At 37.8% G+C, this 14,467-nt stretch carries 12 protein-coding genes, 1 pseudogene and 1 other annotated feature (1 of these 14 only partly in view); of the genes and pseudogenes, 3 read left to right on the forward strand and 10 right to left on the reverse strand.

Translation table 11 applies throughout. The annotated features are described in order from the left end of the window. Nucleotides 1-79: a binding site (T-box leader), on the reverse strand; it reaches 150 nt to the left of the window's first position. Nucleotides 80-451: 372 nt separating this feature from the next. Continuing rightward, the gene (locus tag N1I86_RS00890) at nucleotides 452-1,423 is read right to left on the reverse strand and encodes a 2-hydroxyacid dehydrogenase (protein ID WP_341094469.1); all 972 of its coding nucleotides are present in this window, start codon (nucleotides 1,421-1,423) and stop codon (nucleotides 452-454) included. A 255-nt stretch (nucleotides 1,424-1,678) separates the two neighbouring features. Next, nucleotides 1,679-2,641, reverse strand: coding sequence for a bile acid:sodium symporter family protein (locus N1I86_RS00895; protein WP_003352878.1), 963 nt, complete (start codon nucleotides 2,639-2,641; stop codon nucleotides 1,679-1,681). Between the two features lie 1,071 nt (nucleotides 2,642-3,712). On the opposite strand from N1I86_RS00895, the pseudogene N1I86_RS16645 reads away from it, so the two are divergent. Further along, a pseudogene (locus tag N1I86_RS16645) lies at nucleotides 3,713-3,940 on the forward strand (HAMP domain-containing protein); the annotation flags it as partial. Between the two features lie 132 nt (nucleotides 3,941-4,072). Beyond that, a complete protein-coding gene (locus N1I86_RS16650) occupies nucleotides 4,073-4,882 on the forward strand; it encodes a methyl-accepting chemotaxis protein (RefSeq protein WP_422677778.1) in 810 nt (269 codons plus the stop codon). Between the two features lie 76 nt (nucleotides 4,883-4,958). Here N1I86_RS16650 and N1I86_RS00905 read toward each other — a convergent pair whose 3' ends face one another. The 7 genes from N1I86_RS00905 to N1I86_RS00935 form a co-directional block, all read right to left on the reverse strand. Next, the gene (locus N1I86_RS00905; protein ID WP_341097208.1) at nucleotides 4,959-6,590 is read right to left on the reverse strand and encodes a pyridoxal phosphate-dependent decarboxylase family protein; all 1,632 of its coding nucleotides are present in this window, start codon (nucleotides 6,588-6,590) and stop codon (nucleotides 4,959-4,961) included. Between the two features lie 425 nt (nucleotides 6,591-7,015). Continuing rightward, entirely contained in the window at nucleotides 7,016-8,935 is a 1,920-nt protein-coding gene (locus tag N1I86_RS00910; protein WP_048623344.1) for an ABC transporter permease, read from the reverse strand. Continuing rightward, nucleotides 8,910-9,680: an ABC transporter ATP-binding protein gene (locus N1I86_RS00915; protein WP_341094474.1), complete on the reverse strand. Its 771-nt coding sequence runs from the start codon at nucleotides 9,678-9,680 to the stop codon at nucleotides 8,910-8,912. Before N1I86_RS00915 ends, N1I86_RS00910 begins: the two co-directional genes overlap by 26 nt. Nucleotides 9,681-9,788: 108 nt before the next feature. Further along, nucleotides 9,789-10,760 (reverse strand): sensor histidine kinase, encoded by a 972-nt coding sequence (locus tag N1I86_RS00920; RefSeq protein ID WP_327798339.1) that lies wholly within the window; start codon nucleotides 10,758-10,760, stop codon nucleotides 9,789-9,791. Beyond that, nucleotides 10,757-11,458 carry a response regulator transcription factor gene (locus N1I86_RS00925; protein WP_270583792.1) on the reverse strand — a complete coding sequence of 234 codons (702 nt, stop codon included), beginning with the start codon at nucleotides 11,456-11,458 and terminating at the stop codon, nucleotides 10,757-10,759. Before N1I86_RS00925 ends, N1I86_RS00920 begins: the two co-directional genes overlap by 4 nt. Before the next feature lie 592 nt (nucleotides 11,459-12,050). After that, the gene (locus N1I86_RS00930) at nucleotides 12,051-12,230 is read right to left on the reverse strand and encodes a hypothetical protein (RefSeq protein WP_003352877.1); all 180 of its coding nucleotides are present in this window, start codon (nucleotides 12,228-12,230) and stop codon (nucleotides 12,051-12,053) included. Next, nucleotides 12,227-13,120, reverse strand: coding sequence for a TIR domain-containing protein (locus N1I86_RS00935; RefSeq protein ID WP_341094476.1), 894 nt, complete (start codon nucleotides 13,118-13,120; stop codon nucleotides 12,227-12,229). The genes N1I86_RS00930 and N1I86_RS00935 overlap by 4 nt, the downstream gene beginning before the upstream one ends. Nucleotides 13,121-13,163: 43 nt before the next feature. Between N1I86_RS00935 and N1I86_RS00940 the strand changes: the two genes are divergently transcribed. Beyond that, nucleotides 13,164-14,209 (forward strand): IS630-like element ISBs2 family transposase gene (locus N1I86_RS00940; RefSeq protein ID WP_076611651.1). Its coding sequence is split into 2 segments (ribosomal slippage): nucleotides 13,164-13,667 and nucleotides 13,670-14,209, totalling 1,044 coding nucleotides; the frame shifts between segments, so codons are not numbered across the junction. 4 nt (nucleotides 14,210-14,213) lie between these two features. Here the strand turns inward: N1I86_RS00940 and N1I86_RS00945 are convergent. After that, nucleotides 14,214-14,393 (reverse strand): hypothetical protein, encoded by a 180-nt coding sequence (locus tag N1I86_RS00945; RefSeq protein ID WP_341094478.1) that lies wholly within the window; start codon nucleotides 14,391-14,393, stop codon nucleotides 14,214-14,216. Nucleotides 14,394-14,467: the final 74 nt, after the last annotated feature.

Genomic DNA, 14,467 nt, shown 5'->3' on the forward strand with positions numbered 1-14,467 from the left:
CAGCGTTAGGAAGTTTTCAGCTACCCTTCCCTCTCTGTAAACCGTTAAGAAAAACTCATGTCCTTTTCATAGCATTTACTAAATTTGTCATGATCATATAGGATGATCGTTTCTTAGTCAATATACATTAATATTGTTTGTGTTCGATTGGAAGCCTATATATTTTACTTAAAAGAAGCGTCATCACGTTCACTTAGAAATTTTCTTACTCCGTATTTAGTGGTTATTTTCGATCGTCCATCGATGCCGCCGATCTTTCATCTTAAAACTATTTTCATGCTTCTATAAACTATTCAGAGTTGTCGAGCTTGGCTAACAATGAAGTTGCCTTGTTTTCAGGAATTCACTCACCCTGTATTTGGAAATACGTTTCCGTTTAATAATCAGGAAAAACAATAGGAATAAAATTATGTATGAATCACCACTTTCATCGTAAGTGGCGATTCATTTTTTACCGTATACAATTTACCAGATTTTTAGGTTTTTCGTTTTGAACACCGGCTATTAAATTCGTTACGGCAAGATCAGCCATTTTCATTCTGGTCGCAGTACTGGCGCTGCCTATATGCGGAAGGGCGACGACATTCGGTAAAGTTAATAGAGGATTATCTAAAGATACGGGCTCCTCTTCAAAGACATCTAACCCTGCTCCCGCAATTCCCCCATTTTTTAAAACGTGGTACAAAGCTGTTTCATTCACAATGCCTCCCCTTGCCGTATTGATGAGGATCGCATTCTTTTTCATCAAAGAAAGTTGTTCATAGTCGATTAAATTTTTCGTTTCCGGGGTATAAGGGGTCATAATACAAACGAAATCCGATATTTTCAGAAGCTCTTCAAGCGGAGCATATTGAACCCCTAATTCCTCTTCTTTTTCGTATTTACGCCTTCTGTTAAAATAATAAATTTCCATGTCAAAACCTTTTGCTCTTTTTGCTAAAGCTTCGCCAATCCGTCCTAATCCGATGATGCCTAAAGTGGATCCATATACATCTTGCCCCGTTAATTGCATGAGAGACCATGATTTCCAATCTCCATTTTTTAAATAATCAGATGCTTCGATTAGACGACGTGCTGCTGCGATCAATAGTCCAAACGTTAAATCAGCCGTCGTCTCTGTTAAAACGTCCGGTGTATTAGTGACCATAATACCATGATTGGTTGCGCTGTTAATATCGATATTATTATAACCGACGGCCATATTAGCAATGATTTTAAGCCTTTTTGCTTTTCTTATGAGCGAATCATCTATATTGTCTGTTAACATGCACAATAAACCGTCAATATCTTCTATTTCATTTTTTAAAATCTCATACGGTACAGGGGTGTCTTCTTTTTCCCACATTCGCACATCGCAAATAAGACTTAACCGGTTTATGAATGGTTCAGGAATTTTCCTCGTGATATAAACTTTTGGTTTCATTGACTACCTCCATCATTTCATAAAGAAGTGTCGTAAATTTCACAGCCTTTTTCTTTTAAGGCAATATCAATCCAGCTTCTGTCTACGGTTCCATCTTCTATGGATTGAAAAATCTCTTTCTCTTTTTGGGACTTTTTTTGGCTTTATATAAAATCTCTGCTGCCTCCTCTGCTGGGACCACTATGAGACCATCGTCATCTCCTACAATAAGATCTCCCGGGTTGACGTTCATTCGCAAATGAATAGAAAAAATGTTTACTTACTTATTGTTAATTCTGATATTTGTTCTTTTTTCTCTCCCATGCGTCTGAAAATCGTTGCGAGAATGGAACCGGAGATGTTATGCCAAACGCTAAAAATCGCACTAGGCACAGCTGCTATTGGCGAAAAATTAACGGTTGCAATGGCGACACCCAATCCCGAATTTTGCATTCCTACTTCCATTGCCACTGCTTTTTGTTTGGCTAAATCCATTCCGAATAGACGAGCAAGCAAAAATCCCAGCAAAAAGCCGAGGACATTATGCAAGATAACGACAGCAAAAATAAGCGGACCTGTGGTAGCCAGCTTATCGTGACTGCCTGCCACTACACCTGCTACAATCATAACGATCGCAATGGTAGATACTAGCGGCAGCGCCTTTGCACTTGCTTCCGCCTGCTTGCCAAAGAATTTCCTAATGACAAATCCGAGTGCCAATGGAATAATCACCACTTGAATAATAGAGACGAATAATGACCACATATTGATGTCTACCCACTTGCTTGCCAGTAGCAAAATAAGTAACGGAGTAACAATCGGTGCTAGAATGGTTGAAACCGATGCGATCGACACAGCGAGGGCCACATCCCCTCTTGCTAGAAACACCATCACATTCGATGCCGTTCCACTTGGACAGCATCCTACCAAGATGACGCCAACAGCCACTTCCGGCGGCAGATTTAATCCCCAGGCCAATAAGAAAGCCAACCCCGGCATGATAATGTAGTGGCACATAACACCTAGAGCTACATATTTTGGCCGACGAAATACTTCTTTAAAATCGGCTGCGGATAATGTGAGTCCCATCCCGAACATGACAATTCCTAACAACGGAACGACATAGGCTCCGATCCATTTGAAATGATCTGGGAAAATATAAGCAATAATGGAAAAAAGAATAACCCAAAACGTAAAGGTTTTCCCTGCAAAAGAACTAATTTTTTCGATAAATAACATGATGATAGCCACCTCATTCTCATTTCTAGTGATTTGATAATTAGCTAGATAGTATGTTATCAGAATTTTTTATATTTTACAATTTTACTATCGATTTCTTCACTTTCGCTTTCTTAATAATAAAAAAACTGTCGCATACAAAGAACGTTTTTAGTTTTTCTGCATGCATCTCCTTTTAATCGATACAAGATTGAGGAAGGTCCAGTACATATTGTAGGTGCCTTCAGATTTATCAATTATCCCCACTTACAATTGATTATTTTAGAACAATAGCTTTATCACAACGAATGTAGGCTGCAAAATAACTTATCGGCATTCTTCGCATTATCTCTTACGATTATGAATTTCTTTATTCCCCCTATTTTTTCAAATTCTCATTGGCAGACGAAAAACGCGTTTTATTGTTCTATCCCTATAACTTTCATTGAAATGACCGATATAAGCTATAGAAAAAGAAAAGGAGATTTCAACATGAATATTTTTAGAAAGTTATCTTTAAACAAATTTAAAAAACTTTCATTTGCAACAAAATCCATCGTTGCAACCACAGCACTCATTCTATTAGTCGGAACCGTACTTATCCTTTCAAGTTTATCCATTCAAAACGAAGTATTGACAAAAGAAATGGAGAAGCAAGCGACGAATATTGCACAACGTTGGGGAAAAGAAATTAATCCCTCTCTAGTTGAGAAAGCTGCATACGAAAAAGATTTCAATGGTAAAACCCAAAGAAAATTAACCGCTTTTTTTGACAAAATTTCGAGTGCCAATCCAAATGTTGCCCAAGCATATATAATGGGAACCAAACTGAATCAAAAAAATCAATCCGCTATTATTGCGACACCCACAAATATAAAAGAAGGTTTACAAAAAAACGGAATCAACGTCGGTGATTTATATGAACAACCGAAAACGATCGCTAAATCGATTAAAGAATTAAATAAAACAAAAAAAATGACCGTTTCGGATGTGTATGAAGACCAATTCGGAACTTGGGTGACCGTGCTTTATCCCATTAAAGACAGTACAGGCAACGTATGGGCGTTCTTTGGAGTAGACGTGGATGCGAGCATGGTGAAGGATGGAACGGAAAAATTTTTGCTTAACTCATTGTTGATTCTGATACCTGCCATTATCGTGATCATTCTTATTCAAGTATGGGTTAGTCGCAGAAGCTTCAAACCCTTAAAACAGTTATTAACGGGGATTAACGAAATGAGAAACGGAAATCTTGATATTCAACTTCCTACCAGAGAAGATGATTTAGGGAAAATGAATGAAGCATTCAATGAAATGGCGTCCGAATTAAAATCAATGATTGGGAAAATGAGACAAACCTCTGATACCTTATTACAATCATCCGAATTAGCATCAAAAGTTACGGAACAATCGAAAGATCACTCTGTCATCATCAGTAATAACATTAAACAAATGATCGATGGGATCCAAGTACAAGAAGTATCAGTGACAGAATCAGCAGGAGCTATCGAACAAATCGCGACTGAAATCAACACGATCGCACAATCAGCTCAAGAAGTTTCTACCGTATCTAAACGTATGGAAGATTACGCAATAAATGGTCTAGACGCAATCAATGAAGTCATTTCACAAATGAGAATCATTAATGACACTGTAAAACAATCCAGTCATGTGATCACTTCGCTACAAAAACGTTCAAACGAAATTACCGGTATTCTCGAAGTCATTACCAACATTTCAAGCCAAACGAATTTATTAGCTCTTAACGCTGCGATTGAAGCGGCTCGCGCAGGCGAACACGGTAAAGGGTTTGCGGTCGTAGCGGAAGAGGTCAGAAAGTTGGCGGAAGAGTCTAACCATTCTACTGAGAAGATTGCCAAAATCATTGAAGAGATCCAAAATGAAACCAACAACGCTGTTTCCGCTATGGAGCATGGAACAGCTGAAGCAGAAAAAGGAACCAAAATTGCTCAAACAACCGGAGAACTTTTCTTTAAAATTAAAGAGATTGCAGACCAAATTTCTAGTCAAATCGAAGGTGTTTCAGCCGCATCTCAAGAGATTTCTGCCGGAACAGAAGAAGTTACGGCATCTGTCAAAGACCTTGAAGCAATTGCACAAAATAACTCAAACTTCACTCGTGAAATAGAAGAAAGCACTGGACAACAATTAGAATCCATCAACCAATTATACGAAGCTTCCAGAGAATTAAATGAGTTAGCACACGATTTGCAATCCATGATTACTAAATTTAAAGCATAATAAAAAACCGATAGGCATATCCCCTATCGGTTTTTCGCTTCATTTGGATTCTTTTCCATTCATTATCTCTACAATATCATACTAGAAATAGAGATTTCTGATAAATATTCATGTGTTCCTTCAAAAAGGTTATATATTTGTCTACTTCTTCCATTGTCGTATATGGTGAAATGGAGAAGAATTTGTGTGCATAAACAGGTAGCCTTTTGGTCTTATCACGAACAGGAATTAATCTTTGTTTGGATGTATTGCCAAAATAGATCCTGTCTCTGTCGGCTCCGATTAATTCAGCAAATCCACTATTATATTCATTAATGGCCACTACTTCGTCTTTTGTTAATTTCCCTCCTAGTTCTTCTTTCCAAAGAACTTCGTTCGGATAAAATCTAAAAGTTGTCACTGGCGCTATTTCGTTTGTCACAGCTACATTGGCAAACTCTCTTAGCAAAGATTCTCTAAAAGCTATGTTCACACGAATATAGTTGGCCAACAGTGACTGGTAGCCTTCAATCCCCATCGATAACAGTGAAGCATATATAGTAATGGCACTACCCATACGAGAACATTCCAGCGTGTAGCTTGTATGATAACTTCCATACCCTCTATTGCCGACATAAGGCGTTTCAGAAGCATCTAAGTCTACAAACCTTAAATCTTCCCTGTTTTTTAACAGAAATAAACTTGATATGTAAGGGGTTTGGCCCATTTTATGAAAATCAAAGACCATACTGTCCGCTAAATGTATACTTTTTAATTTTTGTTGGTATCTTTTTAAAACTAAAGAAACACGATCTTCGAATTTTAATGGATTCTTCACAAAATCATATTCATTAAAGAATGTGTACATTGCCCCCATAGCAGAGTCGGCATGGATATAAATGGGTTTTAAGCTGTATTTTTGCTCTAATTCGCTAGTGATAGCCTTTATACCTTCAATATCATCTATACCAAAGGTGTCTGTTGTTCCCATAGTCGCGAGGACGTAAACCGGTATTCCACCTTCAGAGATCACTTGTTCCATTTTGAGTTTCAGATCTTCTAAATTCATGGAATGGTCATCATTAACCTTCACACGTATCATGTTGTTGACACCTATACCTGTTGCTTCTGCTGCTTTATAAAGACTGTAATGAGATAATTCGGAGCAGAAACAAAATATGTTTTTAGGAACCCCCTCTTTATTCGAATCCGGGAATTGACGAGAAATCGCGATTCGTAATGAATGAAAGACGGCTCCTTGTCCTCCCCACGTTGCATATCCGGCACTTGTATTTTCGTCATACCCGACCATTTTGGACAGCATGCTCGTCACCATGACTTCCGCTTTAGCTGCACCTGACCCCTCTACATCCCAAAGGGCATTCCCATTTAACAGAACCATGACTAAGTTTCCTAAAATACTGGCTATATTCGGCAGTGGTGATACATTTGCTACATAATTGCTATTCACAAAACGGTGACCTTTTGCCAGATCAATCAGTTCCGTAATCGTTACTTCCATTGGCAATCCTTTTTTCGGTACATTGGCCTCTTTGATCACACGATTATAATAATCTTTTGTGTAATTGGGCATTTCTCCTAAAGTTAATTTGGAAGGATCTTTTAATTCATCGATTTTAGTAAAAATAGTATTGATATATTCTAAAATTTTTTTTCGTTGTTCCTCATTTCCATCAGCACTAGGAAATAATTGTTGCAGTTGATTCATGTTAGTCATTTGCAAATCCTCCGATTGTCCATTCATAATGTTAGTATCAGCGATCTATGGCGAATAACCTCGATTCAAAAACGCTCTCCCGCTCTTGTTACCAGCTGCTTGCCTGAATATGTCTCAATCTAAGAGCTGACAGCCGGTTTTAATCTCCCCTTTTCTTCATTATCCTTTTGCTTTTAGATAGCCCAATCCTTAATTTTTTAAGAAAGGGTTTGAATGAAAAAGAGGGGAGTTTTAGATTTAAAATTAGATTCGAAGCTGTCCTTTAAACCGTATGGCGCCACATTCTTTTTATCGGCTAGAAAAATAAAGAATTTAGATGGCAAAATAAATGGAATCTTAACTGCTTTAAGAAATGCATATTTCATATAGACATACAAACAGCCCCCATTCAAATGGAGGCTTCCGCACACTTATGATTAAATCAGCGATTTTTTGAGGTTTCGCAAATAACGCGAGCGAATGATTAAGAAATAGATGACTTGGGCGATGAAAAAACAAGCTAATACGATGATCATTTCTCTAGCAATGGATAAGATATAAAAACTTTGCAAAGCCATAAAAGCGAAGGCGCTATGAATACAGGCGACGACAATGGGGACAAAGAACAGCAGCGCCATTTGACGAGTGACGATTTGATTCAATTCTTGGTCGGTCAAACCGACTTTTTTAATGGTTAAATATTGTCGTCTGTCATAGTCCAAATCACTGTACAAACGGAAATATAAAAAGCTTCCTGCCGCGACGAAAAAGACTGTTCCAATCAATAAAGCTACAAATAGCATCGTTTTGTACATACTCATCTGGTTGGCATAAATAGTACCGCTGACCATCATGGAGTAAGGCCCTTTTTCATCAGGAATGGCGAAACCGTTGTTTACTAAACGATCGGCAATTCCTTCCGTTTTTTCAAACCGCTTTGTGTAATAGCCTGTGAAAGTTTCCCACTTAACAGGTTTGATTTTAGGATATAACTCATCGCTGACAACCAAGCCTTCATGAAAAAACTGAAAAGGAAAAACCGCATTTTTCGTGTACGTTAAATCTTTCCATGTTAAATTTTGCTGCGGGATCGCATATGTTTTCGTTTTCGGCTTGATTCGAAAAGAAGTTGATGATGACAAAGAGCGTGCTTTGTTCCCAGCCAGCGGTTTTTCTCGAACATCCAGCCCTGCCAACTTAGACAATTTTTTATATTGTGAAAAAGAAAGAACCGGTAACAGCTGCTCCGTTGAACGTGAAGACGATGTTTGATCAAAAGTCTTCATTTTTACGATTTTGACTGGCAATTGAAATTTTTTGTAGTGTAGATGCTTCTTTTGAAAATCCTTTTCGATCTGCTGTAAATGCTGTTGATGCACTGGTGATCGATCCAATGCAAGATAGCTGACGGCAACGGGATTATCTTTTTGAAATTGGCGATTCATTACATTCATGGATGCGAGTGTCCCAATTGCGCAAAATGCCACAGTGGAAACGATGGTGACCATAAAAAACATGCGGGCATTGTCTTTTAAACGATAAGCTAAACTTGAAATCGTAATAATATTCGTTTTTTTCCAAAAGAAAGATCGATTCTTTTGCAATAATTTTGTAATAAAAACAGAAAGTTGTGTGTAGAAAAAATAAGTTCCGACAATAGTCATTCCAATGACCGGCAATATTCGAGACATCATGTTTCCTATCGTTGTCGTTGCGGCCAAGTAATAACTAACCGTTAAAAGAATAGCTGCGAATAGCGATAAAAGTTTGGATACTTTTGGTTCTTTTTTCGGCTTTTCTCCTGCTTGGAAAAGATCAATCAGTTTGTTGACTTGAACGAGTATGGTAGTGAATAAGGAAATGCAGAAAAATAAAACGAAAAAGGCTCCAATCGTCAAGAACAATGCTTTTGGAGAAACGTAAAACGGCAAAGATTCCAGTCCAAACATATTCGATCCAATCATTAAAAACAATTTTCCAGTAATGAGGCCAATAATAATTCCTGTAATGATCGCGCCGATTCCAATCAGCATATTTTCCAGAAAAACCATAGAAACCAATTGTCCCTTTGTCATCCCGTGCATCATCAAAATTCCAAATTCTTTTTTACGGGATTTTAGAAAGGTACTGACAGAATAAAGTACAAATAAGAAAGAAAATACGTACATGATCATTTCCGCTGCTTTCATTAATTCCACCGCCGTAATGGCAGTGACGCCTTTTTTGATTCCAGGATGAAAAATAAACAAAGCATACACAAAGAAGATCAAAACAGAAAAGGCGCTGCTGAAAAAATAAGCGGCATACGTTCTTTTGTTTCGGGTGACATTTCTATAGACGAACTGTGGAAAGTTCACGACTGTCCCCCCCTAATAAAGAAAGCATATCGATAATTTTTTGGAAAAAAGTTTGGCGGTTATCGCCGCGGTAAATTTCATTATAAAGTTGTCCATCTTTAATAAAAATCACGCGATGACAATAGCTGGCGGCCACAGCATCATGCGTCACCATCAAACAAGTAGCGCCATCCTGTTCATTGATCTTTGTCAGCATTTCCATTACATCTTGGGAAGACTTCGAATCTAAGTTTCCTGTCGGTTCATCAGCCAAAATCAAAGAAGGTTTGTGAATGATGGCACGGGCAATCGCTGTTCGCTGTTGTTGACCACCTGATATTTCATACGTTCTCTTCTTTAAAATAGATTGGATTCCTAGTTTCTCACTAACGACCTCAAGTCTTTTTTTCATTTCACGTACACTGACGCCGTCAAGGGTTAGCGGCAATACTATGTTTTCCTCCACAGTTAAAGTATCGAGCAAGTTAAAGTGTTGGAACACAAAACCAAGCTCATGTCTTCGAAACAGCGCCGTCTCCTTTCGACTTAAAGTGTGGGGGTTTTTCCCATTGATGAAAATTTCACCCGCTGTAGGTCGATCAATGGTGGCGATCACATTTAAAAGAGTGGTTTTCCCGCTTCCAGATGGCCCCATAATGCCAACAAATTCGCCTTTTTCAACAGAAAAATGGATATTATTTAACGCTTTATAGGCCACTTTGCCCTCATAAATTTTTTCCAAATGTTTCACTTCTAAAATCGACATTTCGAATTCACTCCCTGATCATTGGTATCTTCATTTTATCGAGAAACCCGCTTCCTCACCATTTCGTAAGATTACAGTTGACTTACAATTTTGTAAGGTTTCTGATTGCTAGAAGAGAATTCGAACCGTCGTACCTTGACCCACTTTCGATTCTATTTCAATACGGTGGCCCAATTTTTCACAAATTTGTTTCGCTAAATGTAGACCCATTCCCGTGGATTCTTGGAAATGACGACCATTTTCGCCAGTGAAATATGGTTCGAAAACACGGGGCAAATCGCTTTCGGGTATTCCCACCCCTTCATCTTGTATTTCCAAAATGATATGACGGCCCTGTTTCAATCCGCGAAAATATACTTTTCGGTTTTCATGAATCGTATATTTTACAGCATTTGTGATCAGTTGTGTCAAAACAAAAGACAACCATTTTTCATCAGTGGCTATAGTCAAGTTTTCAGGGATTTCTATCGATGGAAAAACGTGTTTTCGAATAAAAAGACGTTTTTGACTGGATGTAACTGAACGGACCATTTTTTCCAATTGAATCGTTTCTACATAAAAATCGTGTTCAAATAAATCTAAACGAGCCGTATATAAAACCATTTCTAATCCTTTTTTTAAACGATCAAGCTCATCACCAATGGCCCGAAAACGAACATCATCCTCATCTTGAATAATTAAATGAATAACGGATATGGGAGTCTTCATTTGATGTACCCATTGATGAATAAATTGTACATGATCTTCCAGCTTATATTTATAGTTATGTAAATCTCTTTTATAATGATCGAATTGACTGATGAGAAGTTGATGTAAACTTTCAGATAGAGGGGATCGCTGCCATTCGCTCGTAAAATCTTCTATTGAAGTCAACGGCTTTTCTAATCGTTGATAAAAAGAACGATTCGTCCAATATCTGTAGCAAAGATAGGCGATCAAAAGACAAGTACTGAGAAAGATCGCATATAAACTAATCGTCAAATGATGATAACCATCCAGCCAGTAAATGGACGTCACCACGAACAATTGAACGAAGTAAAGAAAAAAGAGCGGCAGTTGATCTCGTATAAAAAGCTTCATTTTTTCGTCTCCCAGTTTGGCATGAATCGATATCCTTGGCCACGAATGGTTTCGATCGCATCATGAATCTGTAATAAAGCTAATTTTTTCCGGACCCGTGTGACATACACATTTAAAGTGTTGTCGTCCACAAACGCTTGATCATCCCAAATTTTTTCTAATAGTCGATCACGGCTCACGACTTTCTCTGCTTTTTTCATCAATTCATCCAATATTTTGGCTTCCGTGAGACTTAGATCAATGGTTTGATCCTCTAAAGAAAGCAACAAACGTTCCAGATCCAGCTTTAAACCCGACACAATCACCATTCGTTCATTGTTAGAATGGGCATACGGCCCATAGGCGCGTCTTAATTGACTATTGATTTTAGCCGTCACAATTTCATAATCAAAGGGCTTTGTAATATAATCATCCGCTCCATTTTCCAGTGCCATGACTTGGTCCATCTTGCTGTCGCGTGCAGAAATAAATAAGATGGGACAAGTGGAAATGGTGCGAATTTGACGGCACCAATAATACCCGTCAAATTTAGGAAGGTTCACATCTAAAAGAACAAGATGTGGATCATATTGTTCAAATTGAGCTTTGACTGTTTCAAAATTTTCTATTGATTTTGTATCAAAGTTGAATTTATGTAGATGCTTTTCAAGTAGACGAACCAGTTGGATGTCATCTTCTACAATCAATATTTTAAACATGAAAACCCCCCTTTTTCCCTACCATGATTGTATCAAAATGACAAAAACGAATGAAAATGGAAATCGATTGTCTGGTTTTCTTAGTAGCAAATTAAGGTATAATAAATCGTTATCTATAGTAAAAAATTACTTGTCAAATGATTGAATACTACACTTACCTCTTGACTAGCCATCATCCTTCCATGATCAATTTTTTGTGAAAAAAATATGGTTTTATCCATTTAAATAAAGGATTGCTTAAATTGTAAAAAAATATAAAAATAGGTTTGAAGGGAGGGTTTTGTTTTTTAGTAACGGATGGCTGAAATGGAATAAGGATGTTTTTTTCACAACAAGTGAGAAGAACGTCTTTAAGAAGGAATTATTTTTGATCAAAAGTTATTACGACACACCAAGCTACTACTTCTGGTGTCATTTTTTCATCAAAAAGGGGAAATCGTTGAGAAGGCAACAAGCAGTATATCGATTCAGGTCATGTCGATGGAATTGGTATGACGAATCTTCGAGAAACGCCTAAAGAACTATTCCTCCATAAAAGTAAAAACACTTCACCATAAAGATTGAAGTGTTTTAAAAAAACTTAATAAGTTTCTTATGCCCAATTTTCAAAAAGGTCACCGTATTTTGCTTTGCGTTTATACACTACGGCTCCGACTTGTTCCTTACCTTTAACGGGTGCCACTGCCTTTACTCCAACAACAGGCTCGCCAAGTTTATATGAATCCTTGGCAGAAACCTTTCTTTTCACTGCCGGATTAATAAACCTTGTCATTCAGAAGCACCTCCAAAAAGATAATGGATTGTTTTCATCAATTCATAGTTTGCAAGAAATTGGGATCCTATTTCATCATCAGTTAAAAAGGTTGACCCGGAAATAGTTACAGTTATAACCAATTCATTACCTATAGGATAGCATATTAAATAAGTTTTAAACAAGTGATCTTTTGTTAAGAGGACCAATTCTTCCCCTTTTAAAAAGCTATCGATAACCAGAATCCTATCTTCGTCCTCTTCTTTTTTCCCATCGTTTATTGTAAAAGGATAAAAATCGACTCGTCCTACTTTTCCTGCAACATGTCTTAATCCATCATTACCTTCTTTTTTCCACACGCCTACTCCGTCTATACTGAATAGTGGATGAATAGCATATACACTTCGAAGTGCATCAGACAAGTAATCGTAGATTTTGGTCTCATCAGAATGAATAAGTTCTTTGGTTAATTTAAGGGTAAAAAGAGCCACTGCGTCCCGCTCTTTTTGTCTTAATTTTGCTTCTTCTAAAAGTATAGCCGGGTCTTCATAAGGTCCCTGTTCTTGAATTTTTCGTTTTATATGACTGCAAGCTACATTTACTGCAGCAGCAAAATTTTGTTTTTCTCGCACTTCATATTTCAAAGGAGAAATTCCAATTAAATCTGTAGGCAGGCGATAACCTTCGATTTCTGTTTCGTTTAAAACTTTAGGTACTGTATTCGGAATCAAGTAAAAAACCCGTCCTCTTCTTAACCTTCCCCAAAAAAGACCCATTTCAAACAATGTATTATCTCGTGTCATGACAGACGTTGTACCCCGTATATTTACGATATCGTCTGGGGAGAATATGAAAACAGCAAAGTCATTTTGATCTATATAAATTGAAATAAAGGTTTTCTCCCGTTCCACGGCGAATAAATACAAAGAGAAAATAGGGGAACGGAGAGAAAATATGATGCCAAATCACAAAGACGAGATCGAAAAGTTGTCCACTGCCATGAAAGAAGCAAAAAGTAAACGAGCATATGAACGCTACCAAGCGATTTATCTTCATTTGCAGGGATATACCAAAGGAGAAATCGCAACGATTATTGGTCGATCCAAGAAAACTATTTATAACTATATTCATGCCTACGCCCAGCGCGGTCTTGATGGACTGGAGATGAAATACTCACCTGGCGCCCCACGTCGATTGACCCCTGAGCAGGAAAAAGAGCTGGCTTTGATCATTGAACATCAGCTCCCCGTAGATGTGGGATTCGAAGCAAAATATAATTGGACGCTTGCGATAATCGCTGAACTCATTCAACAAAAGTGGGGGCCAACATACACGCTTCGCGGAACAAGTGACATTCTGCATCGGTTAGGGCTAAGCTATACGAAACCGACCTATACACTAGCCAATGCCGATGAAGAGAAACAAAAAGAATTCGTCGAAATCACCTTCCCTGAAGTAAAAAAAAACTGGTAGATGGGAACATCGCCCATGTCCTCTTTCAAGATGAGTCGATGATTCGTGATTACCAAGCGATTCAAAAAACATGGTTTGTCAAAGGAAAACAACGAATCATTCCGACGTTTGGAAAACATCAAGGGCTGAAGCTGATTGGCACGTTGAACTACGAAACAGGGGAAGTGTTTTGCATCGAAGAAGAATGCTATGACGCGGAAACATTTCTTCGATTTCTTCAACTTGTGTTAGAACGCTATCCCACAGGCAAAATAGTGATGATTTTAGATAACGCTCGAATTCACCATGCCAAACTCATTCAGCCATTTTTAAAAGAACACGAAGATCGGTTAGAGCTCGTCTTTTTGCCACCATACAGTCCGCAATTGAACTTGATTGAAGGGCTATGGAAATGGCTGAAATCAGACGTGATTTACAACGTGTTCTATTCGAGTGTGCAAGAAATTAGAAAGAATGTCCAAGCCTTTATTCAGCGAATCAACCAGAAACCAGAACAAACGATCGATCGTTTGTGTGTTCAGTTGTAAATCTTTAATTCAACTTATATAATTGCGCTTCGAGATCTTCCATTGTGTAATTTAAAGGATTGAAAGCTCCAGCAGACCAAGGAGTAACTTCTGCAACATAACTAAGTGCTTCATGTACAGCATTTACATAATCAATTGACTCTCTTGCAGATCCAATAAAAACTCTAGGTTTATTTTGTGCCATAATGCCTCCAAACCATTTAGTTAGTTTAGATTTTCGCTAAATTGATAAGTATGGGTTTAATTCTTATCGGTCTG

The sequence above is a fragment of the Bacillus sp. FSL W8-0116 genome (assembly GCF_038003825.1).
In the GTDB taxonomy this organism is placed as follows: Bacteria; Bacillota; Bacilli; order Bacillales; family DSM-4216; genus Bacillus_O; species Bacillus_O smithii.

Excerpts from the sequence above, each read along its gene's own strand:
- N1I86_RS00890 (WP_341094469.1), bottom strand. The coding sequence starts at position 1,423 with ATGAAACCAAAAGTTTATATCACGAGGAAAATTCCTGAACCATTCATA.
- N1I86_RS00895 (WP_003352878.1), bottom strand. The coding sequence starts at position 2,641 with ATGTTATTTATCGAAAAAATTAGTTCTTTTGCAGGGAAAACCTTTACG.
- N1I86_RS16650 (WP_422677778.1), top strand. The coding sequence starts at position 4,073 with ATGATCGATGGGATCCAAGTACAAGAAGTATCAGTGACAGAATCAGCA.
- N1I86_RS00905 (WP_341097208.1), bottom strand. The coding sequence starts at position 6,590 with ATGAATCAACTGCAACAATTATTTCCTAGTGCTGATGGAAATGAGGAA.
- N1I86_RS00915 (WP_341094474.1), bottom strand. The coding sequence starts at position 9,680 with ATGTCGATTTTAGAAGTGAAACATTTGGAAAAAATTTATGAGGGCAAA.
- N1I86_RS00920 (WP_327798339.1), bottom strand. The coding sequence starts at position 10,760 with ATGAAGCTTTTTATACGAGATCAACTGCCGCTCTTTTTTCTTTACTTC.
- N1I86_RS00925 (WP_270583792.1), bottom strand. The coding sequence starts at position 11,458 with ATGTTTAAAATATTGATTGTAGAAGATGACATCCAACTGGTTCGTCTA.
- N1I86_RS00930 (WP_003352877.1), bottom strand. The coding sequence starts at position 12,230 with ATGACAAGGTTTATTAATCCGGCAGTGAAAAGAAAGGTTTCTGCCAAG.
- N1I86_RS00945 (WP_341094478.1), bottom strand. The coding sequence starts at position 14,393 with ATGGCACAAAATAAACCTAGAGTTTTTATTGGATCTGCAAGAGAGTCA.